Genomic DNA, 26,953 nt, shown 5'->3' with positions numbered 1-26,953 from the left:
CGGGATGTTCCCTCTCACGAGTTAACGGCCGCCCCTGGATGGACCGTCTGGCGAGCCGCGCGGCAGACTGGGGCCGAACCTGCCCGGAAGGACGTCATGGCTCCCCGCACGAACCCCACACTCCGCCAGCGGCGGCTCGGCGCCGAGCTGCGAAGGATGCGCGAGCAGGCCGGCTTCCGCAACGGCGAGCTCGGTCGCGCAGTCGGCATGAGCCCGGCGCAGGTGACGCAGATGGAGGCCGGGAAGATCGGCATCAGCGTGGAGCGCCTGCGGACGATCGCCGCAGCCTGCATGTGCGTCAACGATCCCTTGATCGCCGCGCTCTCGGACATCATCACCGATCGCGAGAAGCCGGGCTGGTGGGAGGAGTTCCGTGCCTCCCTGGCCGAGGACTTCATCGACGTCGCGGAGTTCGAAGGCCAGGCCAGAAGGCTCACCACCTATTCGATGGCCTTCGTTCCCGGCCTGCTCCAGACCGGTGTCTATGCCTCTTCCGTCTTCGCTCAGACCTTCCCGCCCCTGCCTCGGCACGAGATCGACCTCAGGACGGCGTTTCGGATGCAGCGTCAGCGGCTTATCCGATCCGGTGCAGTGCCGTACTCGACGTTCATCCATGAAGCGGCACTGCGGATGCAGTTCAGCAGCCCAGCGGTCCTTGCCGAACAACTCGGCGCTCTCATCGAAGACTCCGAGCAGGAGAGCATTTCGATCCGAGTGATCCCGTTCGACGTCAGCGCCGTCCCGAGCTCAAGCGTGACCTTTACGTACGCCGAGGGGCCGATTCCCGAACTGGATGCGGCGCAGGTTGACACGAGCCTCGGCTGCCGGATCTTCGATGCCCCAGCACATGTGGGGAAGTTCCGATCTCTGATCGCCCGATTCGAGTCCCGTGCCCTGTCGGAGACTGAGTCCCGAGACTTCATCGGGTCCGTAAAGAAGGAAATGGAAGGCAAGCATGCATAGTTCCGTCTGGCAGAAGTCCAGCTTTTCCAGCTCCAGTGACGAGTGCGTCGAGGTGCGAACCGTTGCCGGACTGGTCGAGCTTCGCGAGTCCGACTGCAGCGAGGCCATCGTTCGCACTGCTCCCGCCAAGTTCGCCGGGTTCCTCCTCGGCGCCAAGGCCGGCGAGTTCGACCACCACGCCACCTGACCCTCGATGGCCCTTCGCTCCACCGGGCGAAGGGCCATCATGATCGGGTAGCCTGCGTGCGCCAATTTCCGCCGTCACCCAGGAGGCCGTGCCATGGAACCCGTCACGTTGATCACCGGCGGTTCGAGCGGGATCGGTGCGGCCACTGCCCGTGCACTGCTCAAGCAGGGCCACCGGGTGGCGATCACCGGCCGAGACGCCGATCGCCTCGCCGCGTTCGCCACCTCCACCGGCGCGGGTGACCGCCTCCTGACCATCGCCGGTGACGCCGCCGACGAGAACCACGTCGCCACTGCCGTACGCCAAGTCACCGACCAGTGGGGCCGTTTGGACACGGTGATCGCGAACGCCGGGTACTCCCTGCCGGGCACGCTGGAGGACCACGACCCGACCGCCATGCGCGCCATGGTCCTCACCAACGTCCTCGGCCCGGCTCTGCTGGTCCGCGAGACGCTGCCGCACCTGAGGGAGTCCAAGGGGCGGATCGTGATCGTCGGTTCGGTCGCGGGCACCAGGAACACGCCCGGCAACCTGTACTCCGTGACCAAGTGGGCCGCGCACGCGCTGGCCGAGAACGTCCGACTCCTGGTGGCCAAGGACCGCATCGGCGTCACCGTCGTCGCCCCGGGAGTTGTCGACACCCCGTTCTGGGACGAGCGCGGTGGATCGCCCGCGGAGGCGCCGACGCTGACCGCCGAGCAGGTCGCCGACACGATCCTGTTCGCCGTCAACCAGCCCGAGGGCGTCGACGTCAACCACCTCGTCGTGCGGCCCGCCGGTCAGGTCAACTGACCGCTCTCGCGTTGGGCGGGGTGTCCTGGCACAGTTGGTGTTCCGTTCCACACCCATCGAACGAGGAGCGCGGCGGACGCCATGGCCTACTACGCAGTCGAGTACGTCTTCACCACCGACAAGCGCCACCTCGAGATCCGTCCCAGGCACCGCGCGTACCTGACGGAACTCCAGAAGAACGGCAAGCTCGTCCTCTCCGGCCCGCTGACCAGCGACACCGGCGGCCTGCTCATCTTCCGCGCGGCCGACGAACCCGAGGTGCAGCAACTCGTCGCCGGCGATCCGTACAGCGAGGCGGGCGTCCTCGGCGAGGTCCGCATCGCCCAGTGGAACCCGATCCTCGGCTACCTCGCCGACTACATCGGGCACGAGCTTGACTGACTCCGCATGGCAGAAGTCCAGCTACTCCAGCGGAAGTGATGACTGCGTCGAGGTACGCACCGTCCACCCACACGTCGAACTCCGCGAGTCCGACGCACGCGGGGCCGTGGTCCGCGCCACCCCCACCACCCTCGCCACCTTCCTCCTCGCCGCCAAAGCCGGCGAGTTCGACCACCACACCCCCTGACCCCGGTGGCCCTTCGCTCCACGAGCGAAGGGCCACCGAGGTGGTTGATCAGCGCTCGCCGCCCTCAGCGTGGGGCCGGCGGGAGCAACGTGGCTGAACGCGTAGCCGGATCACGCGCACGGAAGCCGAAGCTGATCAGGATGACACGCTCTCCGGCGTTGAGGGGCGTCCTGCCGTGCGGCGTGATCGCGCCATCGAATACGACGCAGTCTCCTGCTGCGAGATCGCATTCAAGATAGCCGTCCGCACCGATGAAGACTGTGGTGCTCACGGCGGGAGTCGCCGGCAGGCGCTCGTGCTTGAGGCACAGGACCAGGTTGGCCTCACCGAAGCCGTACTCGTCAACGTGGAAGTCGAGGAACTGCCCCTCCTCCAGGTAGCCGATGTACACGCCGTTGTGCGGTTGTTCGACCTCCAGGCCGGTGGATCGCGCCACGACCTCGGCGAGATCGACGTGCCCGGCGAAGCGGTTCGCTGCGTCGCCGACTGCCGCGTTCCACTTGCCGTTGTGAAGGTACCCGTCTGCAGCCAGCGCCTTCTCGGCCTCCTGCGTCATGGCGGCGATCAGCTTGACGGGAAACGCCTGATCACGGAGGTGGCGCGGCCGAACACGCTCGTGTGCGCCGAGCGAGCGCACAGCTTCCTGCACGGTGGTGAACTCCTCAGCCCACCGGTCCCGCATTCGGGCTGTGGTGCGGGATTGGAGCCACGAGGTCCATCGTCTGCTCCACTGTGTCACTTCTGCGTCACTGGCCGCCGGCAAGTTCGCGCCGGCGGTTGCCTGTCCGATCAGCAGCTCGACGTGGTCGAGTGCGGCCTGGGTGGACTCGATCAGCTCGGTGTCACCCTTGACGATCCGCAGGCGCCGCGCCTCCCGCAGGTGAGCGCGTGCAGACGCAAGGTCGCCTTGTTCCATGAGGTGCTTGCCGAAGTGCTGGAGGGCGAAGTCGACGAGTTCCGGGTGTCGGATCTTGGCGGCGTCCAGGGCCTTGCGGTAGTGCACGTCAGCGATCTCCGCGTCACCGGCGTAGCGATGCGCGTCGCCGAGGTTGAGTTCGGTGGCGATGACGGCCCGGGTATTGCCACTGGCTGCGGCCAGGTCGAGCGCCTGCCGTAGGAACGTGCGCGCGTCGTGGTAGTTGCCGAGGCTCAGCAGGCCGATGCCGGCCCACCGCGCCAGGATCCGCGTCCGGGCGGCGTCCGTGCCTGCGGGCAGCGTCTGCAGCTCCTCTCGGATCTTCCTGACTTCCGCGGCCAGCTGGTCTTGGTCGGTGGGGACCATGCGTAGGTCCGCGCCATGTGTGATGAGGTGCTGGAGCACTCACCCCTCCCTAGTTCGGTTCCCGATCCGGTCATGGTCGGCGTCAGAGCGGGTCAGTCTGGTGGCGCAGGTCGGCCAGCAACTCCCGGCCGTGCACGGTGAAGTGTTCACGCTGGAGTTCGAGCTGGTCCATGAGGTAGCGCACGGCCGGGACGCCCTCGGCGTAGGCACTCTCGAAGCTCGCACGCTCGTTGGACGTCAGGTCGTCCCGGCCCAGTTCGGTCCGGCGGAACCGCAGCAGCTGGTTGTACACGCAGGTTGCGTGGAACGCCCGGTCGATCTCCCAGAACTGGTTGCGGGCCACCCCCTGTGCGGCACGCCACGCGATCTCGATCTTGGGGGAGGTCTTGGAGGAGTACCCGGCGGCGAAGACCTGGTTCTGGAGGACGTGGAAGCTGACCGACTGGTGGACTCCCTCGTGCAGGATGTTCTCTGCCAGGAAGAGGTGAGACGGCTCCGGACTGACGGTGTTCGGTGGAATGTGGTGCCTGGCCTTCTCGGAGAACACGATGACGTAGGGCAGCGCCGGGTCACTGGAACTGGTCAGCGAGGAGGCGCGGACACCGGACTTGAGGCCCACCCACAGGAGTCCCCGAACGAACTCCCGCACGCGGTCGAATCCTTCGGGGTGGACCGAGGCCAACCGCTCCAACGCCTGGGTCAGTGCCGCGCGGCGCTCGGCGGTGTGCTCGACGATCTCGTAGTCCGCCAGGTTGATCTCGTCGGCGATCCGTCCGGGCAACTCGGCGTCGAACCAGTCGAAGCCGGCCCCGAACACCTGCACACTGTCGGCGCGTAGGGCACGGGCGTAATCGGCGTAGGGGGTGTCGGAATTCACGAGGCGTTCCATCAGGACGAACGGCAGGGCCCACTCGGCGCCGTCATCCCGCAGGCGGGTCAGCGCCGGGTCCTTCCGGCCGAGATCGAAGAAGGAGCCGGACTCTACGCGGGTGGCAATGGTGGTCTGCACGGTGGACTCTCCTTGGCTGTGATGTGCAGATGGCGGAGACTGCGGCGGGTCGGCGCGGCCGTTCGGTCGAGCCGACCCGCCATACCGCCAACCAGGCGGCATTAGTTCAGGACCGAGATCAGATCTCGGTTCCCTTCGGCGCGAAGTCGTCGTCCGGAACCGAGTGGTCCAGGCGCCGCGTCAGGCACTCGACACCCACCTCCGGCACGAAGTCACCGTCCGGGACCGAGTGGTCCAGGCGCCGCGTCAGGTGGTCGACCTGAATGGTGTCGGGCATACTCCTGCTCCTTCCAATGGTGCTGCTGCGGATGGTGCACCTCCCCGAAGTCCGGGGAGGAACCTATGGGTGGGAGCCCCGAGCGCGTCGGTGCACTCGGTGAATCTTCGGTTACGCTCTGGGGGTACCGCGTGGGCTCCCGATCCTGTTCAACCTGTTCGAGATCGCGACTTGGGGGTGACAGTTGACGGAAACCAAGATGTCGACCCAGACGCTGGCCCGTGTCATTGCGGAGTCCGGATGCTTCGGCCGACCTCATCCGGTAGGTCTCTACAGAACCGCGTCCAAGCGGCGCGAGCCAGAGCAGAATTGGCGCATTGATGTCGCATCCATGGCGCATGCCTGGGCGTGACCTGGCGCGTTGCCAGGGCAGGCGATTTGGCGAAGCACAGGGCGGGAGCCGATGGCGGTCAAGCGGGAACAGCTCGCTCAGCGGCGAAAGGATGCCGGCTACACCCAGGAGACCCTGGCTGATGAGCTGGGAGTACACCGTTCGACGGTGGTGAGGTGGGAGCGCGGCCGGGGCGAGCCGCAACCGTGGATGTGGGTGAAGCTGGCCCGGCTGCTGAAGATCAGCACCGTCGAGTTGAGGAAACTCTTTGCCACGTCGGATCAACTGCTTCCTGCCGCGCGCCCGATGCCACGCCCGCGAGTCGAAGGCCGGAATCCACTGACGCAGCTGCCTGGCTTCGGGGATGCCGGCGCCGCACGTCTCGGCTCCGGCGATGCTGGGCAGGGGGCTGCTGCTGTTGGCTCGTCCATGGCCATGATGGGCGACGAGGTCAGAGTGGGCTGCCGCACCTCGGACGGAAGGATCATCTTCGTGACCATGCCACGCCGCGCCATACTGCGCACCGCTACGGCAACCGCTGGTACCGCGATGGTGTCCGCCTTCGCCGGCCCCACTGCCCCGCCGAAGCCAGTCGTGCTCTCGCCTGACGTCAATCCGGTGCAGAACATGCGCCAACTGCGTAAGTCGCTGGTCGGTTGCGACAATGTGCTCGGCCCCTGGAACGTCGTCGCCACAGCCCAGGACCATGTCCGTCTGATCCAGCAGCTGCGCCGGGACGCTTCCGGCCGCGACCGCCAGGATTTGATGCAGGTCCAGGCCGAGTACGCCGAGTTCTGCAGCTGGCTGTACCAGGACAGCGGCGACCACCGGGCCGCTCAGTATTGGGCTGACCGAGCCGTTGACTGGTCGGGGGCGGCTGCAGATCACGACCTGACCGTCTACATCACGGCCCGCAAGGCCCAGCTGGCCGGTGACATGAAGGACCCCCAGGAGGCCGTGGATCTGGCGGAGTCGGCTCAGCGCCTGGCAGCGCCCGGCAGCAGGCTCGGTGCCCTCGGCGCGGTCTTCGGAGCGCACGGGCACGCCCTGCTGGGCGACGGGTTGGCCAGCCAGCGGGGCTACGATCTGGCCCTGGAGCTGGTGACCCGGCCCAGTGACACCGAAGTCCGCCGTGGGCACTGGCTCGACGTGGGCTACGTCGAAGCCCAGCGGGCGAGGTCCCTGCTCGTCATGGGCCAGTACAAGGCCGCTGCCACCGGGTTCGATCGGGCGATTCGGGCGCTGCCGGCCTCGTTCCGCCGCGACCGTGGCGTGTACTTGGCTCGGTCGGCGGGAGCCCAGCTCCACGCCATCGGTCCCGAGCAGGCGGCCTTGACCGCAGTCGAGGCCCTGTCCATTGGGATCAGCACAGGATCTGCCCGGATTTTCGCGGAACTGGCCTCGCTCGACAGCCAGTTGCAGCGGTGGTCAGCGGTGGCGGCGGTGACCCGGTTCCGCGAGGCCCTCGACAGCGTCCTCCTGCATGAAGTGTGATCGTCCCGGCGGCATCGCCCGTCCCCTCTGCGAGAAATGGAGCCATGATGGCCGAGCGCCCTTTCGTCCTGCTGAGCGTTGCCACCTCGATCGACGGCTACATCGATGACACCTCGCAGCAGCGCCTGCTGCTGTCGAACGCGGACGACTTCGACCGGGTGGACCAGGTGCGGGCCGAGTCGGACGCCATCCTGATCGGCGGCAACACCCTGCGCAGCGACAACCCGCGCCTGCTGGTCAACAGTGACGAGCGCCGGGCTGCTCGGATCGCGGCCGGGAAGCCGGAGTACCCGCTCAAGGTCACCGTCACAGCCAGCGGCGACCTCGACCGCGACCTCAAGTTCTGGCATTTCGGCGACAAGAAAGTCGTCTACACGACCGACGCCGGGGCGCTGAAGCTGTGCGACACCCTTGATGGCCTGGCCGACGTGGTCTCCACCGGCGACACGGTGGACTTCGGACTCATGCTCGAAGACCTGGCGGCCCGTGGTGTGGAGCGCCTGATGGTCGAGGGCGGCGGCCAGATCCACACCCAGTTCCTGAGCCTCGGCCTGGCCGACGAGATCCACTTGGCCGTGGCCCCGCTGCTGGTCGGTGAGGCCGGCGCACCGCGCTTCGTCCACCCGGCCGAGTTTCCTGGTGGCAGCACCCACCGGATGAAGCTGCTCGACGCCCGGACAGTGGGCGACGTGGTGCTGCTGCGCTATGCGCCGAAGGAGGTCTCGGTCTGAGCTGGTGCTCTGACCGCAGGTGTTCATGGTCGCGTGCTGACACGATCGAAGCCGGCGAGTTCGACCACCACACCCCCTGACCCCGGTGGCCCTTCGCTCGGTGGAGCGAAGGGCCACCGGGGTCAGGGCATGTGGAAGCCGTCCCAGAGCATGGTTGCCGAGAAGCCGCCCAACAGCAGGGTGCACAGGCCGAAGACCCAGGGGTTGGCGGGCCAGTCGAAGCCGATGATGACGATGTTCTCGGGCTGGCGGGGGTGGTAGGCGGTTTCCACCGGGTCGCCCGGGGCGAGCGAGCAGGAGTGCGGCATCCCGGTGGCGCTCCCCGCCTCGATCTCCGTGCCGTCCGGGAGTTCGAAGCGGACCACGGGGAAGTGCTGGAGATCGCCGTCCCCGTCCGTGTCGGTGCGGATGCGGTCGACCCAACCGGTGGTCCGGACGCCGCGGTTGCGTATCACGTGCACCCGGTGGGTCTCCCGCGCAAGGCAGCCCGCGAGCGTGCCGGTGGCGGATCCGAACACCAGAAGTAGGGGACTCACGGCCGGAGTTTAGAGGCCGTACGGCGATGGCGCCCTCACGTTTTCGTCTCCCTGCCGGTCAGGCGGGCCGGAGGCCGTTGATGATCTCGGGGACGAGGTCCGGGACCTGTGGCACGCCGGCCGGGTCGCCGAGGAGGAAGCGGTAGTAGAGCGGGCCGTAGAACAGGTCGACCATGCTGCGGGTCGGGAGGTCGGCGCGGAGCTGGCCGGCGGCGACGGCGGCGTCCAGGCGGGCGGCGCACTGCTGGGCGCGGGGTTCGATGATGGTGGCGCGCACGGCGGCGTTCAGGGCGGGGTCGTGCTGGGCTTCGCCGATGATGCCGCGGTAGACCGCCCCGACGTCGCCGAGGAACATCGCGGCCACGGCGGTGATCTGGTGGGCGAGGTCGGCGGCGATGTCGCCGGTGTCGGGGAAGTCGGTGGTGTGGCCGATCCGTTCGTTGAGCGCGTCCAGGGCGACCGCGCCCTTCGAGGGCCACCAGCGGTAGATGGTGGGCTTGCCGACCTTCGCCCGGGCGGCGATGGCCTCGATCGTGAGCTTGGCGTAGCCGTTGGCCACCGCCAGGTCGAAGGTGGCGTCCAGGATGGCGCGGCGGGCGCGTTGGCTGCGGCGGTCGGGGTTGGGCTCGGCGGTCATGGCTTCATCGTAGCCCAGACGTGACGGAACGTTCCGTTTTGACAGGCCGGTGCGGGTGGCATAGCTTCAGCTCACGTTACGGAACGTTTCGTAATGTGAAGCTCGTCGCCCCGACCCGACAGGAACGACCACCGTGACCCCCACCGACACCACCGCCCCGTCCACTGCCTCGTCCACTGCCTCGTCCGTCGACGAGAACCGCTTGGCCAAGGGCCTCGCCGTGCTGCGCACCGTGGCCGGACCGGCCGGGGAGCGGGTGCTGGACTCCCTGGCCGACATCGCCCCGGACTTCGCCCGGCTGACCGCCGAGTTCGGGTACGGCGACATCTACACCCGGCCCGGGCTGACCCTGACGCAGCGGCAGGTCGCCAACATCGCCGCGCTGACGGCCAAGGGCACCGCCGCGCCGCAGCTGCGGTTCCACATCGACGCCGCCCTCCACGTCGGCGTGACCGCGACCGAGATCGTCGAGACCATCACGCACATCGCGATCTACGCCGGGTTCCCGGCCGCGCTCAACGCCCTGGCCGTCGCCAGGGCCGCCTTCGCCGCCCGCCCCGACCTGGACACGACCCCCGCGCCTTCGCAGGTCGACCCGCGGCGCACCTCGGACCAGCGGTACGCCGCCGGGCTGGAGGCCCTGGAGCGGATCGACGGGCACGCCGGGCAGCAGGTCGTCGACTCCCTGGCCGACATCGCCCCGGACTTCGGCCGGCTGCTGGTGGAGTTCTCCTTCGGCGACGTCTACCCGCGCCCCGGGCTGGACCTCAAGCTGCGCGAGGTGGCCACGGTCGCGGCGCTGGCCGCCCTGGGCACCGCCGCACCTCAGTTGCGCGTCCACCTGCACGGGCTGCTCAACGTCGGCGGCACCCGCGCCGAGGCCGTGGAGACGATCATCCAGATCGTTGCCTACGCCGGGTTCCCTGCCGCGCTCAACGCCCTGGCCACCGCCCGGGAGGTGTTCGCCGAACGCGACGCCCAGGGCGCCCACGACGCCGCCGCCCACGACGCCGCCGCCCACGACGCCGACGAGGCCCGGCGCTGACGGCCGTCTGCGAGCGGCCGCCCAGTGGCATTCCGGGAGTCCCCTAGGATGCCTTCATGATCATTTACCGGGGGAGATCGGCCATGAAGAACACCTGGGGGATTCTCGCCGCCGTCACAACCGTCGGCGTGCTCGCCGCGGGCTGCGGGTCGGGCGGTGGGGACAAGAAGGATGCTCCACCGCAGGCGGAGAAGCTCGCTGCCGACACCGGAGCGCGGTACGAGTCGATCAGGGTGCCCGCGCTGGACGGTATGACCTGCGACAGGGGCAACGGGGGATTCCACTTCGGCAACGACCTGGACATGCTGGTCGCCGGCGACGACGACCTGCCGGAAATCAAGATGGACTCCGAGTCCGGCATGGTCTCCTGCTTCGGCGCGACGCGCATCACCCTCAGCAAGGGCGGGATGCGGGCGACCGTGCCGAACCTCACCACCCGGACGACTCTGTACGAGAAGGTCGCGGACCCCGCCGCCTCGCTGGACAAGGTCTTCGCCCACACCATGCACCTGGCCCAGGGCTACGGCCGGAAGCCGGTCGGCGAGCCCAAGTCCTTCACCACCAAGGACTCGGTGGTGAAGTGCCAGCAGAACGTCAGCGACACCTTCCCCATGACGACCTGCTTCTGGGCCAACTACGGAGCGATCGGCGTCGTCGACTTCTTCCCGCCGGACGGCAAGCACGTCCCGATCGACGAAGCAGCCGCACGGACGCACAAATTCGTCCTGGGCGCCCTCTCGACCACCGGCACGTCCTGACCCCTGAACCACGCGGCGGCGGGGCCGGCCCGACGCCGGCCCGTCAGCCGTCGCCGTTCGCCGATCACGGCTCGACGGGCGATCCCGTCCCCACCACGGCGCTCGCGGAACCCGCCTCGGACCACGGCCGTTCCGTGTAGTCCCCGCCGCGGCGGATCTGCGCCGGGTGCCTGCTCAGGCGGTGGCCGAGTGGAGTTGGTGGGGCATGTTCCAGCCCTCGGCGAGGCGGGACGGGTGGACGTTGGTGCCGCCGCCGAAGAACTCGCAGAACTTCATGATCAGCGGGTCCCAGCCGAGCGGGTCCACGTAGTGCGTGCCGGGGATGATCAGCTTCTCCTCCACGTGGGCGCGAAGGACCTCGACCTGGAAGGCGGTGGCGTGCGGCTCGGGGACGCCGAAGGGATGCTCCGAGACGACCCGGCACTCCAGCTGGACCGGGCACTCCGCGACCCGGGGTGCCCGGACCAAGTCCGAGGGCTGCTCGGTCAGTTGGGCCGCCGCGAACTTGTCCGGCTCGTAGCGGTAGCCCTGCTTCACCTTGTAGTCCACGATGGCCGGCTTCCCGGTGGTGAGCGCGATCCGGTCGACGGCGTCGACCATCGCCGACGACGGCAGGTTGAGCACGCACTCGCCCTCCCGCCGCAGGTTCGCCGTGGTCTGGGCGTTGTTGCCGAGGCCCAGCATGCAGGACTGGCCCAGCCACCAGGCCGAGGACATCGGCGCGAGGTTCGCGGTGCCGTCCTCGTTGCGTGAGCTGATCAGCACCACCGGGGTTCCGAAGTAGAGGACCTTGAGGCCGGGGACGACGTGCATGAGCGGTGCCTTTCGCGGGTGTCGGACGAACGACTCGACCCTCCCCGAGCGGCGGGAGCGGCGCTGGCGGAAACCCGACATCGCGTTGGCCGGGCCCGTCGCGGCTTCGCCCTGCGCGATCATGTGACGATGCGTCATATTCCCCGTTCGGGGCGAATGCCGGGCGCTTCGCGAGGCTGCCCGCGGAGGTTGGTGGTACTCGTTGGCCCGACAATCCTGTCGACGAACGGAGACTGTCCTGATGGCTCTCGACCCGGGTGTGTACGTCATCCGCAGTGCCGTGAACGGCGAGGCCGCGGGGGTGAACGGCCTGATCCGCATCGCGTTCCAGCGGATCGAAGTGACGCCGCGCGGCAACCTGACCGGAGCGGAGTGGGAGGTGTCGCCGGAGGACGACGACGGCCGTGTCCGGCTGTCGATCCAGGACGTGTACCCGTACGTCCGCGTCCGGGACGGCGAGGTGATGGCGTCGATCGCGCGGCCCGAGGGCGCGTGGACGATCCAGCCGGCATCCGGTGATCGGTTCCGCATCCGGGTGGACGGTCAGGACTTGTGCTGGACGGCGCCGGAGGGCGGCAAGGGCCCGGTCACGGTGGCGCCCGAGAGTCACGCGATCGCCCAGCTGTGGACGTTCACCCTCAGCGAGCAGCCGGCGCCGTAACCGGCCCGGTGGCCGTTCGCCCGGCCGGGCCGGGCGGGGAGCAGCGGGGCCGGGACTACTCGCGCAGGACGTGCGCCATGTCGACGCGGGCCGCGGCGATCGCCGGGGCGAGGCCGCCGGCCAGGCTGGCGGCCAGGGCGGCGGCCAGGCCGAGGAGCGCGGATCCGACCGGGAAACCCGGCGGGCTGATCGCCTCGGCGGGGTCGAGGAAGCGCGGGATCACGACGGCCACGGTCGCGGCGCCGACGCCGATCGCGGCGAGCGCGGCCAGCAGGCCCGCGGCCAGCGACGAGAGCAGCACCAGGGCGAACATGCGCGCCCGGGTGGAGCCGAGGGCGCGCCTGATCGTGAGTTCCCGGTGCCGTTCCCGGACGGTGGCCAGGCCGATGTTCAGCAGCCCGAGCGCCGCGATCGCCAGCAGGACGGCCGCCACCAGCCCGAACATGGTCCGGGTCCGCCGCACGGAGGACAGCAGGCCGTCGACGGTGTCCAGGCGGCGGATCTCGATCCCGGAGCCGTCGACCCCGAGGTCGGCGAGGACGTCGCCCAGGTCCTGCCGCAGCACCGCCTCACCGGTGCGGGCGGCGTGGACCTGCACGGTGATCGTGGTGTCCGCCGGGAGGACCCCGGGCTGCAGGTACGCGGCCGTGGCGAGCGGCAGGTACAGCTCGGGCGCGGACAGCCCGTCGGCGATCACCGCGACGATCCGCTGCGGATAGGGCGCGAAGAGCGGACTCGGCTGGACCGAGAGCTCCGTTCCCACCCCTCCGTAGGCGTCGCGTCCCGCCTGGTTCACCACGATCCCGCCCGGCAGGGAGGGCCGGCGCCAGTCGGCCCAGCGGCCGTCCAGCACCGGCAGCCGCCTGATCGCGGCCAGGTCGCCGGCCACGAGTGAGATCCGCTGCGGCCGGAACCCGTCGGCCGCCGTCGCGCGGGTCGCGGCGGCGTCGGCGGACACCTGGGCCTGCACCGCCGCGACGAGGGCGTAGTCGCCCCCGGCCGCGCGGACCCGGTGCTCCAGCACGTCGACGATCCCGGGCACCGTCGCGTTCACGGCCGACAGCGGCAGGCTCACGCCCACCGTGGCCCGGCGGCCGTCGTGCTGCTCGGCGTTGGCGACGAACACGTCCTCGACCACGGCGCCGATCGCCGTGACGGCGACGACGGCGAGCACCCCGACGAACAGGCCGAGGGCGCTGAGGAAGGTGCGGAGCCTGTGGGCCCGCAGGTCGCGGCCGGCGTCAGCCAGCAGGCGTGCGCGCCACATCGGGAACCAGCCTTCCCTCCACCAGGCGCACGGAGCGCGAGAGCCGGCGCGCGACCGCGGTGTCGTGGGTGACGACGACCAGCGCGCCGCCCCGCTGCTCGGACGTCTCGACCAGCATCCGGAACACCTCGTCGGCGGTGTCCGCGTCCAGGGCCCCGGTCGGCTCGTCCGCCAGGATGATGCCGGGCCCGCGGACCATGGCCCGGGCCAGCGCGACCCGCTGCTGCTCGCCCCCGGACAGCTGCCGCGGCCGGCTCGCGGCCCGGTGGGCCAGACCGACCGCCTCCAGGGCGCGCGCCGTCCGGGCCCGGACCTCGCGCCCGGAGAGGGACGGGCCGCCCTGCCGCAGCGGAAGCGCGACGTTCTCCGCGGCCGACAGGTGGCCGAGCAGCGAGTAGTTCTGGAAGACGAACCCCAACTCGCGGTTGCGGAACGCCGCGCGCTGCCGGTCGCCGAGCCGCGAGGCGTCCCGGCCGTTGATCGACAGCCTGCCCCGGTCGGCCGTGGTGAGCAGGCCCAGGACGGCGAGCAGCGTGCTCTTGCCGCTGCCGGAGCGCCCGAGGACGGCCACCGACTCCCCGGCTTCGACGCTCAGCTCGACGCCCCGCAGCAGCGCCAGTTCCTCCCCGGACGGCAGCCGGACGGTCTTCGTGATGCCCTCGGCGACCAGTGCGCTCACGGCAGCCGCGCATCCAGCGGCGGGGCCGTGCCCAGCACCACGTCGCCCTGGGCCAGGCCCTCGGTGATCTGGATCAGGGTCCCGTTGCTGATCCCGAGGCCGACCTTGACGACCTCCGCCCTGCCCGAGCGCGGGTCGACCCGGCTGACCTCCCCGTGGGCGGCGGCCCCGGCCACGGCCTCCACCGGCAGCAGGAGCACGTCCTTCGCCGTCGCGCTCTTGACCGCGACCGTCCCGGACAGGCCTGCCAGCGCCGGGACTTCGGGCGGGATCGCGCAGACGACCGGCACGCCGGCCGGGCCGGCCCCGGTGGTGTTGCTGTTGCCGGGGGCGTCCGAGTACGCCTGGACCAGCGTGCAGTCGAACGGCCCGGGCCCGCCGGTGATCATGGCGCGCGCCGAGATCCGGCCGTCCAGCAACCGGTACGCGGCATCGGGCGGCACCGACGCCGTCTCGGCGAAGCCCGGGTACGCCACGACGGCCACCGGCACCCCGGCACTCACCGGAGCCCCTTCGGCCACCAGCCACTTGACGAACGTCCCGGCCGCCGGCGCGGCCACGCCGACGCCCCCGCTGGTGAACAACGGCCGGCCCGCGGCGACCGCCTGGCCCGGGCCGACGTCCGTCCGCGCGAGCGGCCCGGGCGCCGTCGCGAGGACGGAGAACTGGGGCAGCGCGTTGACGACCGCGTGCAGGGTGACGACCTCGGTCAGGTCGCCCCTGGTCACCGCGACCGTCCGCGGGGGAGCCGCGGCCGGCCCGGAGCCGCCGGCCGCCGTCGACGGCCGCGGATCGCCGGCGGGGCCGAGGAACTGCCAGGCGGAGAATGCGACGGCGACGAGGGCGGCCACCGAGACCACGGCGATAATTCGCGCACGGCGACGGATCATTGACTGTCCGCCGGGCAGTTCCGAATGTCGTTCTGCACTTTCGAATTGTCGCCCAGGCCGGCGCTGTCGAGGATTCCGTCGAAGAACTTCTTGTCGGCCGGTTCGAGCGAGTTCTTGTAGAAATACGTCGAGCGGACGGTCAGCATCGTGTTCAGCGTCGCCTGCCGGTCGGCGTCGGAGGTGCCGGGATCGACGAAGCGCCGCTCCCAGGTGCAGAACCAGAAGAGGTCCGCGCGGGTGGTTCCGTACCCGGGCTGGTAGACGATGCCGTGCCCGTCGTCGGCGACGGATTTCGGCGTGGGATCGGCGGGCCAGGAGTGCCCCGGCGCGAGGGCGAGGTTCTTCTCCTCGGCCGTGAACTCCCTGGCGGCACCGGCGGCGTCGACGGCCGGCTGGTTCGGCCCCCGGGCGTGGTCAGGGCCGGTGCCGCAGGCGGCGAGGGACAGGGCGGCAACCGCGAGGGCCGCCGCCTGCCTGCAGGAACGGTTCTTCATCCGCGGCTCAGTACGTTTCCTGCCCGGAGAAGGAGTAGCCCGCCCAGTCGTAGCCTGCGTTGCCGTACCGGTTCTGGAAGGACTCGCCGACCCACACGTCGCCCCAGGACAGGTACTGGAAGCTGCTGGAGGCGTTGATGACGCCGTGTGAGGTGCCGTGGGAGTCGATGATGTAGAACTGCATTCCGTCCGGGAACGAGTTGAAGGAGGCCCCGATGTAGTTCAGGAACCCGGAGACGTACCGGACGTTGGACGAGGTGTACCAACCGCCGTTGTTCGGGCAGGTGCCCGAAATGGAGACGCAGTCCGCGGCCGCCGGGGAGGCGGCCATGATTCCGGCGCAGATCGCCATCGCGGTGATGCCGAAGGCTCTTGTTGACTTACGCATGCTTCCCCTTGCTCAGGTGGAGTGGCGCGAGAAGTCGTGCAGTCCCCGGCAGGGGAAAGCACCCCCCCGCCGAGCACATTCGAAGCTATCAGGCTGATTTACCGCACGCAATGGACGGGATCCGTCATTCTGTCCGGCGATTGACTACTCGTCGTGGCGGGCGTAGCCCCTCAGCGCTCGGTGCCGTGGTAGATCCGCTCGATGACGCCGGCCATGAGATTCGTGTCATTCCCCCGGCCGTAGACGATGATCGCGTGCTTGTCGTCGAGCCACGAGCAACTCCGCATGCGGAGGTCGCTCGCGTCGTTGGGGTTCTTCGTTTCGGGGGTGTAGCAGTACATCGTTCCGGGGAGTGACGTCGGGACCTGCTCCGGGTGTGCGGCGAACTTCCTCAGCTCCTTCTGCGACTCGGCGAACGTCCGCTGGAAGGTCGACGTCGCGTCCCCGAGGTAGACGACCCAGCGAGGCGCGTGGTCGTCGCCGCCCAGCGCCATGCTGGTGGAGACCTCCGGAACGATGCCGTAGGCCGCTGTCTGCGGGTTCTCCAGGCCGCCCTTGACGAGGTCGGCCCGAGTCGCCTCCCAATCGCTCGCGGAACTAGCCCTGAGCGCGTCACCTTCCACCGAGTCGGGCAGACGTGCGGCGAACGCGTCGGACCCGGACCCGCCGAGGAAGTGGATGCCGAGCGCGATCAGGGCTGCCACCACGATCAGCGTCGCGACGACGACGCCGGTGCTGCCCCGCTTGTTGACCACGTTGTTGTGCACGTCCCCGCCGACGAGGGTGTGCCCCGAACCTCCCACCGCAGTCTGCCCCGCACCGCCGATGTGCGCACCCTCGCCGACCGTGACGGCCGGTGGCGCGGGCGGCAGCGGCGATGCGGTCGGCAGCAATCCCGCCGCGAGCCGCTCCGCCAGGCGCTCCGCCAACTCCGGCTGCAGGCTGAGCAACTCACCCACGGCATCCGCCAGTTGCTGCCTCGCCGCATCGTCCTCCGGCGCCGACTCCACCCGCTGCGCCGCCTGGGCCCACCGCGGCAACCGCCCGAGCCCCTGCAGCACCCAGCTCGTCGCCTCCGCGCCGAGCGCGGTCCCCGCCGCACCTGCGGCGCTCGACGCCGCCTGCGCCAACGCCGCGACCACCGCTCCGACCAGGTCGGTACCGTCCCCCGCGCTCATCCCAACTCCCAAGTCCGACCAGCGAGTCACGGTCCAATGTGACAGCTGCCGGTCGCGCCTGGGAGGGAAACGGCGAACGGAGACTCAACCGCAACCGCCCCTCCGAGGTGGGGAGGCTTCCGGGACGATAGGTCGGTGCCGGACGATCGAGGGAGGCCACGGATGGACGAGGACGAGAGCCTGCGGCGGTTCGGGCTGCGTCCCGGTGGTGCGCGGCTCGACGAGGTTCGCGCGTTGCTCGCGGAGCACACCGAGCGTGAGCGGCGGGCGCAGGGTGAGGGAAACACCGAGTTGATGAGGCTCTGCTGCGTGCAACTGTTCAACAGCGGTGGGCTCGACGACGCGCTGCTCGTCTGGAGTGCGAAGGGGGCGAGCTTCGACGCGGCGTGCGCGCCCCCGGGTGGAGCAGGAAGTCGGCCGGGCCGACTTCCTGCTCCCTTCCTTCGACGCGGAGGGCTCAGCCGAGCAGCTGGAACTTGGTGGTCGGGACGCCCTGGACGATGGCGCAGTCGAGGTTCTGGGTGGTCGCGCTGTACGTGAACTTGGCGGGGACGTCACAGGACCAGAGGCCGCTGTACGGCGTGCGCAGGTGGTACTGGTTGGACTGGACCCCGGCGATCTGGCTGCAGGCGGAGCCCCAGCTGATGTAGTCGTAGGTGAAGCCGGGCGAACTCACGCAGGCCGTCAGGCCGTCGACGGGGGTCCGCAGGTGGAACTGCGGCGAGCCCCAGCTGCCGCCGCCGCTGCAGTTGCGGTTCATCTGCACCTGGTCGTAGACGTACCCGGTCGGGACGCTGCAGGCCCAGGCACCGTCGAGGCTGCTGGCGGTGGCGCTCGCGGGGGTCGCGGTGACCGCGCCCGAGAACAGCAGGGCGGCGGCGGCCAGGGCGGCGAGTAACAGGCGGACGGGGCGGATGCGTGCGGAAGACATGGCTCTCCCAAGGTGAGGTGTGGCGCGGGGACTACCGGACATGCGGTACCAGGCGGGCGGACAAAGGGAGTTGCGGCCCGTCGAAGGTTGTAGCACGAAGCCCAGCTGACGATCCCGTGAATCCGTCAGCTGGGGTGAATGGCGCGCAACCTTGGCCGGAACCTCGCCATCCGTCCCGTCCCGCCCCGCCGAGCCGCTACGTCGGCGAGGCGTTCCACTGGACGGTGTAGGTGCCCCTGTCCTTGTCGACCACGGTGGTCGGCTCGGTCCAGCGGGCGCCGACGAGGGTGCTTCCGCTGGGGACGTGGACGACCGTGCCCTGCTCGCCGGACTGGCCTGGGGCGAGCTTTCCCGGGTCGTGGTGGCGGCAGCCGGGGGACTCGACGGCCATGGTCGAGGGGTGCGGGCCGGTGGCGTGCTCCTCGCTGGTGAGGCTGCCGTCCGAGAGCACCCCCTCCAGCAGCAGGGCGGGCCTGCCCCGGACGGTCTGGTCGGAGATGAGGCCCAGCACGCCGCCGGCGAACGAGTCGGTGGGGCCGACGTCGAGGCTCCTCCACCCGTCGACCGGCAGCTGGGCGGGCATGTCCTTGCTGCCGAGGTTGGTCAGCCTGAAGCGGACGCAGTAGGAGTCGAAGCCGGCCGGGGCGTTCGGCACCGGGTCACGGGTGATGGACGTGACGGCGACCCCCAGGGTGATGCGCTCCCAGCTGGCCCGGCCGGTGCCAGGGCCGGTGTCGTAGATGAACGGGATCCTGGCCGTCTCGCCCGGCGTCAGGAGGGCCCCGGACGGGGTCTCGTCCTTGTGCGGCGAGTTGACGTCGGGGTAGCCGGAGCCCTGGCTGACCTCGTAGGCGATCGTGGCGCCCGTGGCCAGCACCATCACGGCGGCGATGAGCGCGGTGCTCCGCCAGCCGCTGCGGCGCGGCGGGGCGGGGTCCGCCGCCGTGGCCGGCGCGGTGGGGGGTGGCGTCGGGTGCACGGGCGGCGGCGTCGGGCCGACGGGCGGGGGAGTGGGGTCCACGGGCGGCTGCTCGACGGGCGGGGCGTCGACGGGCGGCTGCTCGGCGTTCGGCGCGCCCGACGTGCCCGACGTGTCCGGCCCGCCCAGCAGCGCCAGGGCCGCCGCCGCGGTCGCCGGCCGGTCGGCCGGATCCTTGGCGAGCAGGCCCAGCACCAGCCGGTCGAGGTGCTCCGGAACCTCCGGGCGTCTGCTGCTCGGTGGCACGGGCAGCCGGCTGAGGTGCTGGTACAGCAGCGCGGCGACCCCGGAGCCGGTGTCCACCCAGGCCGTGCCGGTGAGCAGTTCGTACAGCACGCAGCCGAAGGCGTACAGGTCGGTGCGCTGGTCGGTGCGCCCGCCCTGGATCTGCTCCGGGGCCATGTAGAGCGGTGTCCCGGCGATGCTGCCGGTGGAGGAGATCCGGGTGGCGTCGGCGAGGCGGGCGATGCCGAAGTCGCAGACCTTGACCCGGCCGTCGGCCAGCAGGAAGAGGTTGGCGGGCTTGATGTCCCGGTGCGTCACGCCCTGCTCGTGGGCGGCGCCCAGGGCCTCCAGGACCTGCCGGCCGAGCTCCGTCACCCGCTCGATCGGGAGGCCGCCCGGGTGCCGGGCGATCTCCGCGTGCAGGTCGCGGCCCTGCATCAGTTCCATGACCAGGAAGAGCAGCGCGCGGCCGGTCTCCTCGACGTGCTCGTCGATGTCGAACACCGTGGTGATGCCCGGGTGGTTGAGGTTTGCGGCGATCTCCGCCTCCCGGCGGAACCGGGCGACGGCGTCGCGCTCGGCCTCGGCGGCCAGCGGCAGGATCTTCACCGCCACCGGCCGGCGCAGCCGCTCGTCCCGGCCGCGCCAGACCTCGCCCATGCCGCCGCGTCCCAGCTGGTCCTGGAGCAGGTACCGCCCGGCCAGTTGCAGCCCACTTCGCAAGATCGTCCCCCGTTGACAGACCGAATGACAGACCGTATGACCGGCCACCTCACCGGCCACATGACCGGCACGCGTCCGGATCGCGGCAGAGCATCCCACACCCGGGCGGCCGTTCCCGGCGAAGCCGAACGCGCAGCTGAGCGTAGACGCTACCGTTGGCGGGGTCAGGAGACGTAGGCGGAGGGCCGGGGCCTGCCGCGCGTGGTGCTGGGGGTTGGGGCATGGTCGATCCGCTGTCGATCTCGGCGGTCTCGGGGGTGTTGGGGGCGGTCAGTTCGTCGATGGCCGGAGAGGCCGGGAAGTGGGCCTGGGAGGCGTTCGGCGGGCTGGTGCAGCGGGCGACCGGGCGCCAGATCGTCGCGCCGAGCGGGGCCGGCGAGCGCGAGGCCGTCGCCCGGCTGCTCGTCGAGGGCGCCCGCAACGACCCGGCGCAGGCCCGGGCCCTCGCCGCCTGGATGAGCGGTGTGCCGTCCGACGACCCCGGGCGCGCGGACGCCGTCCCGCGCCTGCTGCCCGCCTCCACCCGCTACTTCACCGACCGCAAGGGCCCGCTCGCCGCCCTCGACAAGGAGGGCGGCCGCAAGCCGGACGGCCGCCCCCGGCAGGCCCTGCTGCACGGACCGGACGGCATCGGCACCAGCGCCGTCGCCATCCACTGGGGCAGCCGGGAGGCCGCCCGCTTCCCGGACGGCCAGCTGTACGCCGACCTGCGCGCCGCCGGCCCGCAGGGCGCCGCCGACCCGGCGACCGTGCTGCGCCGCTTCCTGCACCGCCTCGGCGTGCCCGCCGAGCACGTGCCCGCCACCGTCGAGGACCGCGCCGACCTGTTCAGCGCCCTGCTCGCCACCCGCCGCCTCCTGGTCGTCCTCGACCACGCCCACTCCGCCGCCCAGGTACGGCCGTTGCTGACCGCCGCCGCCGGCGTCTTCACCGTGATCACCGCCCGCCGCCCGCTCGCCGGGCTCGACGCCGTGACCGTCCCGGTCGGCCCGCTCGCCGACAAGGACGCCCGCCGCCTGCTCACCGAGCTCGCGGGCAAGCCCGCCGTCACCGCCGCCAAGGCCGCCCTGCCCGGCGTCCTGGAACGCTGCGCCGGCTACCCGTTCGCCCTGCGGGCCGCCGCGCCGAGCCTGGCCGAAGCCCCCGCGGCCGGGCCCACGCCGGGCGCACGGCCCGCCGACCCGGCCGAGGCCGCCGCCGAGGACCGCTACCGGCAGCTGTCGCCCGACGCCGCCCTCGCCTACCGCCGCTGCGCCCTGCGCCCCTGGCCCGGCCTGACCGCGCGCACCGCCGCGGCCGCCACCGGTCTCGCCGAGCCGGACGCGGCCGCCGCCCTCGCCGAACTCGCCGACGCCGGGCTGCTGGAGACCACCGTCGACGGCCGGCACCACTACCGCCCCGTCGTCCGCCGCCACGCCGAGGCCCTGGCCGTCCGCGAGGACGGGCTCGCCGCCTGCGCCGCCGCCGTCACCCGCGCCGTCGACACCCTGCTGCGCCTCGCCGTCGCCGCCGACTACGCTGCCCTGCCCCAGCGCTGGCACCTCGGCCCGCTGTACGCGGAGCTCGGCCCGGACGGCTACCCGGACGAGGCGCGGGCGCTCGCGGCGCTCGGCGCCGAGCTGCCCAACCTGGTCGAAGCCGTCCGCGCCGCCGAGGAGTTCGCCGCGCCCGAGCTGGTCTGCCAGCTCGTCGAGGCGCTGTGGGCCGTCCAGCTCAAGGCCGGCCGGCACGACGAACTGCTGCCCGCCCTGCGCGCCGGCGCCCGGGCCGCCGCCGCGCCCGGCACACCGCCCCGCACGGCCGGCCGGATGCACGGCCAACTCGCGCTCGCCCTGGTCGAGTTGCAGGAGTACCAGGAGGCCGAGCGGCACCTGCAGCTGGCCGCGGACGCGGAGGAGAAGGACGGGCACCTGCGCGGCCGGGCCACCGCCGTCGAATCGCTCGGCCTGCTGCGGCTGCGGCAGTGGCGCCACGCCGAGGCCCTGGACTGCTTCGACCGCGCGCTCGCCCTGCTCGCCGGCATCGGCGCCGAGGACACCGGCCACGCCGACCTGCCGCGCGCCCGCGCCCTGCTCGGCCGCCACCGGGGACGGGCGCTGCGCGGCCTCGGCCGCTTCGACCGGGCGCGGGCCGCGCTGGAGGAGGCGGTGGCGTACTTCCGGGGCACCGGCGAGGGCTACAACACCGCCCGGGCGCTCACCGACCTCGCCCAGGCGCTGATCGAGCAGGGCCACGGCACCCTCGCCCGGCCGCTGCTCGACGAGGCCGGCGCCCTGCTGGAGCGCCAGGGCGCCACCTTCCACCTCGCGCCGCTGGCGGTGCTGCGCACCCTGGCGGCGGACGGGACGGACTGAGCCAGCGGGCGGGGCGGACCGAGCCGACCGGCGGCAGGGACCGCGCGCGGATCGAGTAGTTGACCTCAAGGTCAACTACTCGCTACGGTCACGGCATGGGCAGGCCGAAGAACTTCGAACCGGACGTGGTCGTCGCACGGGCGATGGAGACGTTCTGGACCAAGGGCTACGCCGGCACGTCCCCGGCCGACCTCGCCGAGGCGACCGGGGTGGCCAAGGGCAGCCTGTACCACTCCTTCGGTTCCAAGCGGGAGCTGTTCGGCAGGGCGCTGGACCTCTACGGCCGGATGGGCACGGAGCTGACCGAGGAGGTGCTCTCGCGGCCGGGCACCGCCAGGGAGCGCATCCGCGCGTTCCTCGTCCTGCTCGTGGACGCGGACCTGGACGGGCCCGTCCGGCGCGGGTGCCTGGCCCAGAACACCGTCGAGGAACTCGGCGGGCGGGACGAGGAGGCCACGCGTGCGGCGCACCGCATCGAGGAGCGCATGATCGAGCTGCTCACCGCCCGCATCGAACGGGGGAAGCTGGACGGTGACGTCGACCGGAGCGTCGACGCCCGGGCGCAGGCGCAGTTCCTCCAGAACACCTCCGCGGGGCTGCGCGTGATGGCCAAGACCTTCGAGCGGCCGGTCCTGTACCGGATCATCGACACGGCCCTGGCCGGCCTCTGAGGCGCGCGGGCCGCTGCGGCGGCCCTTTTTCGCGCCCGAATTTTAGACCTCAAGTTCAAGAATCCGTCATTCGAGAAGGGCAGCTCATGGACCTCGGCATCAACGGAAGGACCGCGCTGGTCACCGGCGCGAGTCGCGGCATCGGCCTCGCGATCGCGCGGACCCTCGCCGCGGAGGGCGTCCGGGTGGTGGGAGCGGCCCGTACCGTCACCCCCGAGCTGGCGGAGGTCGCCGCCGCGGCGGTGTCCGTCGACCTGAGCACCCGCGACGGGGCGCGGTCGGTCGTCGAGCAGGCGCTCGCCGCGGTCGGCGGGATCGACTTCCTCGTCAACAACGTCGGCGCGGGCGACCCGGACAGCATGTCCATCGGCGGGTTCCTGGACGGCGACGACGAGCAGTGGCAGGCGATCTTCGACCTCAACCTGTTCAGCGCGATGTGGACCACCAAGGCGGCGCTGCCGAGCCTCCTGGAGCGCCGGGGCGCGATCGTGAACATCTCCTCGATCAACGCCCGCATGCCCGCCGGCGCGCCGGTCGGCTACGCGGAGGCCAAGGCCGCGCTGACCCAGTTCGGCAAGCGGCTCAGCGAGGAGCTGGCGCCGCGCGGGGTCCGGGTGAACACCGTCTCCCCGGGCCTGACGGTCAGTCCGCAGTGGACCGACCCGGACCGCCTCGGCGGCAAGGTGGCCGCCGCGTCCGGGGTGGGCCACGGCGACCTGCTGGCGGCCCTGCCCGGGCAGTTCGGCGTCGCCTCGGGGCGCTTCACCGAGCCCGAGGAGGTCGCCGACCTGGTCGCCTTCCTGCTGTCCGAGCGCGCCGCCAACATCCACGGCGCCGACCACGTCATCGACGGCGGCACGATCAAGACCGCCTGACCGCCACCCGGTGGACGGCGTCGCCGACGCGGACCGCCAGCTCGGCGGGCGGCTCGCCGTGGGCCGCCCGCCGGGCCAGCCAGGCCGAGGCGGCCGCGGCGGGGTCGAGGCCGGCGGTGCTCAACTCCCAGGCGCCGCCCGCCCGGTCGACCACCGTGCCGGTCTCCGGCCCGGTCACCAGGGCGGCCAGCGAGCAGGAGCGGTGCCGGGACAGAGCCTCGGCCGCCCACTGGCGGGGCGTGCCCAGGCGCGGGTCCTCGGCCAGGCCCGGCGGCGTGTGTTGGACGATCAGGTCGGCCAGGGCCAGCGCGCCGGGGTCCAGGGTGTCCTCGTGCACGGCCAGGTGCCCGTGGCCGGGGCCGTCCGGCTCGTACCGGGCGGCGGCGAACCGGCGCAGCGTCACCGCGCCGCCGCCCACCTCGGTGAGCACCCGCAGCGGCGCGGTGACGAGACCCGGCCGGTGGGCGGGCAGCGGCAGCGGGTCCAGCAGCGCGGGCGCGGCCGGCTCCGGGATGCCGATCAGCCCGTAGAACAGGGCCCGCAGGCGCGCGGCCGACCCGCCGGGGCAGGAACTGGTCAACTGCGCCGGGCCGGGCGGCACTCGGCCGCCGCGCAGGGCGGCGTCCAGCTGCGGCCGCAGCGGCCCGTACGGGTCCAGGCGCGGCGCCTCGCGGACGAACTCGGCGACCTGCGAGGACGGTTCGATGACGGTCGGGCCGGGCGCGGCGACCAGCACCGGGGTGCCGAGCGCGGCGGCGTAGTAGCTGACCGAGCCGAAGTCGCCCACCACGGCGTCGGCGGCGATCAGCGCCTGCCGCCAGTCCGCCACCGGATCGACCAGGGTCAGGCCCGCCCGGGCGGCGCCGTCGAGCCAGAGCCGGACCTGCCCGGGGCCGTGGCCGTGCCAGACGTTGGGGTGCAGGACGGCGGCGACCCGGTACTCGTCCACCGGCAGCTCGGGCAGGGCGCGCAACAGCAGCGCCAGGACGTCGTCCTGCTCGCTGTCGCCGCCGCCGTCGCCTCCGCCGCCGCCGAACAGGGAGGTGGGGTTCCAGGTCGAGTTCAGCAGCACCAGGCGCTGGCCCGGGCGCACCCCCAGCGCCCGGCGGAACGCCTTCCGGCGCGGGCGGGCGGCCAGGATCCGGTCGAAGCACGGATCACCGCCGAGCACCGCCGTCCCGGCCGCCTCGGGGCAGGAGGCGCGGAACCGGTCCAGCTGGACGGGGTGGGAGAGCACCAGCGCGTCGGCGACGGGGGAGCCGTCCGGGGCGAGCGCCCACTCCCGGGAGAGCCCGAACAGCGGAGCGGCCCGGCCGGGTGTCCGGTGTCCGGTGTCCGGTGTCCGGTGTCCGGTGTCCGGTGTCCGGTGTCCGGTGTCCGGTGTGGCCAGCCTCTTATTGTAGCCAACGCCGTGCGACAGCACGGCCAACTTGCCCTTCACCGCTTCGAGTTGGCCACCGAAGCTGGCCGAGACCACCAGCTCCGCCCCGAGCTCCAGCGCCTGCTCCCAGGGCAGGACGGGCACCCCGAGCGCCGCCAGCAGCTCCGCCGTCCCGGAGCGGAACGGCGAGGTCCCCGGGCAGGTGGCGAGCAGCTGCACCCGCAGGTCGTCCCGGAACAGCCCGACCACGTCGAGCAGCCGGGTCGCCGAGGTCACGTTGTGCACGATCAGCAGCACCCGCCGGCACCCGCCGCGCGTCGCCCACCGCTCGGCGTCGTCCCCGACCGGCACCCTGATCCACCCGTCCCGCACGCCACCCTCCCCGGCCGTCGCCATCCTCGGAAGCTTAGCGATCATGGGGATCGCCCGTGCCGTGAACGGCCGAGGAGCCCGGAGGCGCGTACGCCTTCCGGGCTCCTCGTGCGCGGGGTCCTTATCCGCAGACCTTGTCGTCCGGGAAGAGGATGGTGCGGTACCCCCACTCGAAGTGGGCCCCGATGGCCCTCCCCGGAATGAAGTCGTGGCCGTTGAACCCCGGCAGGGGCTGCGGGTTCCACCCCTTGGGCTTCACCTTGGTCGCCGAGTTCCAGTCCCAGTGGTCGTCCACCGTGAAGGTGATGTTGACGACGCGGTAGCCGTCCTTCCGGGGCGGCTCGACACTGGTGATCTTTCCGTGGACGACGAACGATCCGAGGATGGACTTGGACTCGTAGTTGGTGCCGACGTGCCCGTTGGTCAGCACGCCGACGACGTCGTTGGCGATGCCGAGGACGGGGTTCCCGCCCGGTCCGTAGTCCTCGTACGGTTCGTTGAGGTCCTCGTGGATCGCGCCCTTCCCCTTCGCCTGGTAGTTGTCGAGCAGCTTGCCCGTGAGCTTCTTGACCTCCGCCTGCTTGGCGAGGTCGGTCGTCAGCGGGTCGCCCGCGCCGAAGTTCACCACGTCGGGGTTGTCGAAGGTGTCGGTGAGCCACGCGCGGAGGATGTCGTGCGCCCGGTCGTCGTTGTGGGGGTAGTTGGTCACGCTGTAGACCCCGCAGCCGACCTGCGCGCAGACCTGGAGGCCTTCGGAGAGCGTCTGGGAGATGCCGCAGATCTTCTTGCTCGCCGGGCAGGGGTCGTCCGTCCGGTTGTTCGTCGGCCACCACTTCTTGGTGGAGAAGATGCCGGTGCCCGTGGTGGTCGGCTTGGGGGTCGGCGGGGTCACGTCGTGGACGACCTCGGTCCAGACGCCGTGGTTCGACGTCCAGACCTCGTGGACGTTGCTGCCGTCCGGGGTCTGGCAGAACGACGAGTCGCCGCAGCTGTCGATCGGGTGCAGGCCGCTGGGGTCGGAGAGGTTGACGGGGTTGTTGTCGCTGTAGGCGTAGCCGTTCCACTGCTGCGGGTCGGCCTGGTCGAGGACGGGGTCGGGACTGATGAAGCGGCCGGTGGCCGGGTCGTACTGGCGGGCGCCGAGGTTGGTGAGCCCGGTGGTGTCGTCCTTGCTGCCGCCGACGAAGCCCTTGGTGCCGGCCCACTGGCCGGCCGCGGGCTGGGTGCCGCGGGGGTTGCCGAAGGGGTCGGTGGCCCGGCGGGTGACGGTCATGTCGGCGTCGGTGCCGACCTGGAGGCCGTTGGTGCCGTGCGGGTCGGCGGCCTGGATCCGGACGGTGCTGCCGCCGTCGGCGGTGGTGGAGCGGGTGAAGGTCAGGCCGCCGGGGGCGGGGAGGGAGCGGACGTTGCTGACGGTGCCCGCGCTGTCGAGGGTGATCTCGTCGGTGGCCAGGGTGAGCGT

At 71.6% G+C, this 26,953-nt stretch carries 29 protein-coding genes; 13 read left to right on the top strand and 16 right to left on the bottom strand.

The window, feature by feature from the left end:
- Positions 1-96 precede the first annotated feature (96 nt).
- The 5 genes from VM95_RS25445 (at position 97) to VM95_RS40650 (ending at position 2,510) form a co-directional block, all read left to right on the top strand.
- Positions 97-963: a helix-turn-helix domain-containing protein gene (locus tag VM95_RS25445; RefSeq protein WP_045700641.1), complete on the top strand. Its 867-nt coding sequence runs from the start codon at positions 97-99 to the stop codon at positions 961-963.
- Positions 956-1,150: a DUF397 domain-containing protein gene (locus VM95_RS25440; RefSeq protein ID WP_045700639.1), complete on the top strand. Its 195-nt coding sequence runs from the start codon at positions 956-958 to the stop codon at positions 1,148-1,150. The genes VM95_RS25445 and VM95_RS25440 overlap by 8 nt, the downstream gene beginning before the upstream one ends.
- 93 nt (positions 1,151-1,243) lie before the next feature.
- Positions 1,244-1,942, top strand: coding sequence for an SDR family oxidoreductase (locus VM95_RS25435; protein WP_045700637.1), 699 nt, complete (start codon positions 1,244-1,246; stop codon positions 1,940-1,942).
- An 81-nt stretch (positions 1,943-2,023) separates the two neighbouring features.
- Complete coding sequence (locus VM95_RS25430) at positions 2,024-2,323, top strand: YciI family protein (RefSeq protein WP_045700635.1); 300 nt, start codon at positions 2,024-2,026, stop codon at positions 2,321-2,323.
- Complete coding sequence (locus VM95_RS40650; protein ID WP_078860503.1) at positions 2,316-2,510, top strand: DUF397 domain-containing protein; 195 nt, start codon at positions 2,316-2,318, stop codon at positions 2,508-2,510. The genes VM95_RS25430 and VM95_RS40650 overlap by 8 nt, the downstream gene beginning before the upstream one ends.
- A gap of 64 nt (positions 2,511-2,574) precedes the next feature.
- On the opposite strand, the gene VM95_RS25425 is transcribed toward VM95_RS40650, so the two are convergent.
- The 3 genes from VM95_RS25425 to VM95_RS42760 form a co-directional block, all read right to left on the bottom strand.
- Complete coding sequence (locus tag VM95_RS25425) at positions 2,575-3,831, bottom strand: tetratricopeptide repeat protein (protein ID WP_045700633.1); 1,257 nt, start codon at positions 3,829-3,831, stop codon at positions 2,575-2,577.
- Positions 3,832-3,874: 43 nt separating this feature from the next.
- Positions 3,875-4,801: a hypothetical protein gene (locus tag VM95_RS25420; protein ID WP_045700631.1), complete on the bottom strand. Its 927-nt coding sequence runs from the start codon at positions 4,799-4,801 to the stop codon at positions 3,875-3,877.
- A gap of 118 nt (positions 4,802-4,919) precedes the next feature.
- Complete coding sequence (locus VM95_RS42760; RefSeq protein WP_157882201.1) at positions 4,920-5,078, bottom strand: hypothetical protein; 159 nt, start codon at positions 5,076-5,078, stop codon at positions 4,920-4,922.
- A gap of 403 nt (positions 5,079-5,481) precedes the next feature.
- Here VM95_RS42760 and VM95_RS40645 point away from each other — a divergent pair, with 403 nt between their 5' ends.
- Both VM95_RS40645 and VM95_RS25410 read left to right on the top strand, forming a co-directional pair.
- Entirely contained in the window at positions 5,482-6,903 is a 1,422-nt protein-coding gene (locus VM95_RS40645) for a helix-turn-helix transcriptional regulator (RefSeq protein WP_052707561.1), read from the top strand.
- 47 nt (positions 6,904-6,950) lie between these two features.
- The gene (locus tag VM95_RS25410; RefSeq protein WP_045700629.1) at positions 6,951-7,634 is read left to right on the top strand and encodes a RibD family protein; all 684 of its coding nucleotides are present in this window, start codon (positions 6,951-6,953) and stop codon (positions 7,632-7,634) included.
- Positions 7,635-7,756: 122 nt separating this feature from the next.
- Here the strand turns inward: VM95_RS25410 and VM95_RS25405 are convergent, their stop codons facing one another.
- Together VM95_RS25405 and VM95_RS25400 are read right to left on the bottom strand one after the other, a co-directional pair.
- Entirely contained in the window at positions 7,757-8,170 is a 414-nt protein-coding gene (locus tag VM95_RS25405) for a DUF3592 domain-containing protein (protein ID WP_157882200.1), read from the bottom strand.
- Positions 8,171-8,228: 58 nt separating this feature from the next.
- Positions 8,229-8,807: a TetR/AcrR family transcriptional regulator gene (locus VM95_RS25400; protein ID WP_045700625.1), complete on the bottom strand. Its 579-nt coding sequence runs from the start codon at positions 8,805-8,807 to the stop codon at positions 8,229-8,231.
- Between the two features lie 133 nt (positions 8,808-8,940).
- Here VM95_RS25400 and VM95_RS25395 point away from each other — a divergent pair, with 133 nt between their 5' ends.
- Together VM95_RS25395 and VM95_RS42755 are read left to right on the top strand one after the other, a co-directional pair.
- Positions 8,941-9,852, top strand: a complete 912-nt coding sequence (locus tag VM95_RS25395; protein ID WP_063773562.1) for a carboxymuconolactone decarboxylase family protein — start codon at positions 8,941-8,943, stop codon at positions 9,850-9,852.
- Between the two features lie 83 nt (positions 9,853-9,935).
- Positions 9,936-10,610, top strand: a complete 675-nt coding sequence (locus VM95_RS42755; protein ID WP_045700623.1) for a hypothetical protein — start codon at positions 9,936-9,938, stop codon at positions 10,608-10,610.
- A 174-nt stretch (positions 10,611-10,784) separates the two neighbouring features.
- On the opposite strand, the gene VM95_RS25385 is transcribed toward VM95_RS42755, so the two are convergent.
- Entirely contained in the window at positions 10,785-11,423 is a 639-nt protein-coding gene (locus VM95_RS25385) for a flavin reductase family protein (protein WP_045700621.1), read from the bottom strand.
- A gap of 241 nt (positions 11,424-11,664) precedes the next feature.
- Here VM95_RS25385 and VM95_RS25380 point away from each other — a divergent pair, with 241 nt between their 5' ends.
- Positions 11,665-12,084 (top strand): RICIN domain-containing protein, encoded by a 420-nt coding sequence (locus VM95_RS25380; protein ID WP_045700618.1) that lies wholly within the window; start codon positions 11,665-11,667, stop codon positions 12,082-12,084.
- 55 nt (positions 12,085-12,139) lie between these two features.
- Here the strand turns inward: VM95_RS25380 and VM95_RS25375 are convergent, their stop codons facing one another.
- The 8 genes from VM95_RS25375 to VM95_RS39080 all read right to left on the bottom strand — a co-directional run bounded on the left by VM95_RS25375 (position 12,140) and on the right by VM95_RS39080 (position 19,838).
- Positions 12,140-13,351, bottom strand: coding sequence for an ABC transporter permease (locus VM95_RS25375; protein WP_045700616.1), 1,212 nt, complete (start codon positions 13,349-13,351; stop codon positions 12,140-12,142).
- A complete protein-coding gene (locus VM95_RS25370) occupies positions 13,326-14,030 on the bottom strand; it encodes an ABC transporter ATP-binding protein (RefSeq protein ID WP_045700614.1) in 705 nt (234 codons plus the stop codon). Before VM95_RS25370 ends, VM95_RS25375 begins: the two co-directional genes overlap by 26 nt.
- Positions 14,027-14,920, bottom strand: a complete 894-nt coding sequence (locus VM95_RS25365) for a hypothetical protein (protein WP_157882199.1) — start codon at positions 14,918-14,920, stop codon at positions 14,027-14,029. The genes VM95_RS25370 and VM95_RS25365 overlap by 4 nt, the downstream gene beginning before the upstream one ends.
- Positions 14,917-15,414, bottom strand: coding sequence for a hypothetical protein (locus VM95_RS25360; protein WP_045700610.1), 498 nt, complete (start codon positions 15,412-15,414; stop codon positions 14,917-14,919). Before VM95_RS25360 ends, VM95_RS25365 begins: the two co-directional genes overlap by 4 nt.
- Positions 15,415-15,421: 7 nt before the next feature.
- Positions 15,422-15,802 (bottom strand): hypothetical protein, encoded by a 381-nt coding sequence (locus tag VM95_RS25355; protein WP_157882198.1) that lies wholly within the window; start codon positions 15,800-15,802, stop codon positions 15,422-15,424.
- Between the two features lie 170 nt (positions 15,803-15,972).
- Positions 15,973-16,980: a hypothetical protein gene (locus tag VM95_RS25350; protein ID WP_045700606.1), complete on the bottom strand. Its 1,008-nt coding sequence runs from the start codon at positions 16,978-16,980 to the stop codon at positions 15,973-15,975.
- Between the two features lie 457 nt (positions 16,981-17,437).
- Positions 17,438-17,911, bottom strand: coding sequence for a hypothetical protein (locus tag VM95_RS25345; RefSeq protein WP_052706967.1), 474 nt, complete (start codon positions 17,909-17,911; stop codon positions 17,438-17,440).
- Positions 17,912-18,107: 196 nt separating this feature from the next.
- Positions 18,108-19,838, bottom strand: coding sequence for a serine/threonine-protein kinase (locus VM95_RS39080; RefSeq protein ID WP_157882197.1), 1,731 nt, complete (start codon positions 19,836-19,838; stop codon positions 18,108-18,110).
- A 221-nt stretch (positions 19,839-20,059) separates the two neighbouring features.
- Between VM95_RS39080 and VM95_RS25335 the strand changes: the two genes are divergently transcribed.
- From VM95_RS25335 to VM95_RS25325, 3 genes are all read left to right on the top strand, one after another.
- Complete coding sequence (locus VM95_RS25335; protein ID WP_045700604.1) at positions 20,060-22,192, top strand: tetratricopeptide repeat protein; 2,133 nt, start codon at positions 20,060-20,062, stop codon at positions 22,190-22,192.
- A 95-nt stretch (positions 22,193-22,287) separates the two neighbouring features.
- A complete protein-coding gene (locus VM95_RS25330) occupies positions 22,288-22,863 on the top strand; it encodes a TetR/AcrR family transcriptional regulator (protein WP_045700602.1) in 576 nt (191 codons plus the stop codon).
- Positions 22,864-22,949: 86 nt separating this feature from the next.
- Positions 22,950-23,738 (top strand): SDR family oxidoreductase, encoded by a 789-nt coding sequence (locus VM95_RS25325; protein WP_045700600.1) that lies wholly within the window; start codon positions 22,950-22,952, stop codon positions 23,736-23,738.
- Here VM95_RS25325 and VM95_RS25320 read toward each other — a convergent pair.
- Both VM95_RS25320 and VM95_RS25315 read right to left on the bottom strand, forming a co-directional pair.
- Positions 23,725-25,515: a hypothetical protein gene (locus VM95_RS25320; protein ID WP_045700598.1), complete on the bottom strand. Its 1,791-nt coding sequence runs from the start codon at positions 25,513-25,515 to the stop codon at positions 23,725-23,727. The genes VM95_RS25325 and VM95_RS25320 overlap by 14 nt on opposite strands.
- Positions 25,516-25,612: 97 nt before the next feature.
- Positions 25,613-26,953, bottom strand: a 1,341-nt coding sequence (locus tag VM95_RS25315) for an RHS repeat-associated core domain-containing protein (RefSeq protein WP_045700596.1), incomplete at its 5' end; no start/stop codon positions are given.

The sequence above is a fragment of the Streptomyces rubellomurinus genome, from assembly GCF_000961885.1.
Classification (GTDB): Bacteria; Actinomycetota; Actinomycetes; order Streptomycetales; family Streptomycetaceae; genus Kitasatospora; species Kitasatospora rubellomurina.
Note: the sequence above shows the minus strand (reverse complement) of the source record. Positions and strands in the feature narration are given on the sequence as shown.

Excerpts from the sequence above, each read along its gene's own strand:
- VM95_RS25445 (WP_045700641.1), top strand. The coding sequence starts at position 97 with ATGGCTCCCCGCACGAACCCCACACTCCGCCAGCGGCGGCTCGGCGCC.
- VM95_RS25440 (WP_045700639.1), top strand. The coding sequence starts at position 956 with ATGCATAGTTCCGTCTGGCAGAAGTCCAGCTTTTCCAGCTCCAGTGAC.
- VM95_RS25435 (WP_045700637.1), top strand. The coding sequence starts at position 1,244 with ATGGAACCCGTCACGTTGATCACCGGCGGTTCGAGCGGGATCGGTGCG.
- VM95_RS25430 (WP_045700635.1), top strand. The coding sequence starts at position 2,024 with ATGGCCTACTACGCAGTCGAGTACGTCTTCACCACCGACAAGCGCCAC.
- VM95_RS42760 (WP_157882201.1), bottom strand. The coding sequence starts at position 5,078 with ATGCCCGACACCATTCAGGTCGACCACCTGACGCGGCGCCTGGACCAC.
- VM95_RS40645 (WP_052707561.1), top strand. The coding sequence starts at position 5,482 with ATGGCGGTCAAGCGGGAACAGCTCGCTCAGCGGCGAAAGGATGCCGGC.
- VM95_RS25410 (WP_045700629.1), top strand. The coding sequence starts at position 6,951 with ATGGCCGAGCGCCCTTTCGTCCTGCTGAGCGTTGCCACCTCGATCGAC.
- VM95_RS25400 (WP_045700625.1), bottom strand. The coding sequence starts at position 8,807 with ATGACCGCCGAGCCCAACCCCGACCGCCGCAGCCAACGCGCCCGCCGC.
- VM95_RS42755 (WP_045700623.1), top strand. The coding sequence starts at position 9,936 with ATGAAGAACACCTGGGGGATTCTCGCCGCCGTCACAACCGTCGGCGTG.
- VM95_RS25385 (WP_045700621.1), bottom strand. The coding sequence starts at position 11,423 with ATGCACGTCGTCCCCGGCCTCAAGGTCCTCTACTTCGGAACCCCGGTG.
- VM95_RS25380 (WP_045700618.1), top strand. The coding sequence starts at position 11,665 with ATGGCTCTCGACCCGGGTGTGTACGTCATCCGCAGTGCCGTGAACGGC.
- VM95_RS25375 (WP_045700616.1), bottom strand. The coding sequence starts at position 13,351 with ATGTGGCGCGCACGCCTGCTGGCTGACGCCGGCCGCGACCTGCGGGCC.
- VM95_RS25365 (WP_157882199.1), bottom strand. The coding sequence starts at position 14,920 with ATGATCCGTCGCCGTGCGCGAATTATCGCCGTGGTCTCGGTGGCCGCC.
- VM95_RS25360 (WP_045700610.1), bottom strand. The coding sequence starts at position 15,414 with ATGAAGAACCGTTCCTGCAGGCAGGCGGCGGCCCTCGCGGTTGCCGCC.
- VM95_RS25355 (WP_157882198.1), bottom strand. The coding sequence starts at position 15,802 with ATGCGTAAGTCAACAAGAGCCTTCGGCATCACCGCGATGGCGATCTGC.
- VM95_RS25350 (WP_045700606.1), bottom strand. The coding sequence starts at position 16,980 with ATGAGCGCGGGGGACGGTACCGACCTGGTCGGAGCGGTGGTCGCGGCG.
- VM95_RS25345 (WP_052706967.1), bottom strand. The coding sequence starts at position 17,911 with ATGTCTTCCGCACGCATCCGCCCCGTCCGCCTGTTACTCGCCGCCCTG.
- VM95_RS25335 (WP_045700604.1), top strand. The coding sequence starts at position 20,060 with ATGGTCGATCCGCTGTCGATCTCGGCGGTCTCGGGGGTGTTGGGGGCG.
- VM95_RS25330 (WP_045700602.1), top strand. The coding sequence starts at position 22,288 with ATGGGCAGGCCGAAGAACTTCGAACCGGACGTGGTCGTCGCACGGGCG.
- VM95_RS25325 (WP_045700600.1), top strand. The coding sequence starts at position 22,950 with ATGGACCTCGGCATCAACGGAAGGACCGCGCTGGTCACCGGCGCGAGT.
- VM95_RS25320 (WP_045700598.1), bottom strand. The coding sequence starts at position 25,515 with ATGGCGACGGCCGGGGAGGGTGGCGTGCGGGACGGGTGGATCAGGGTG.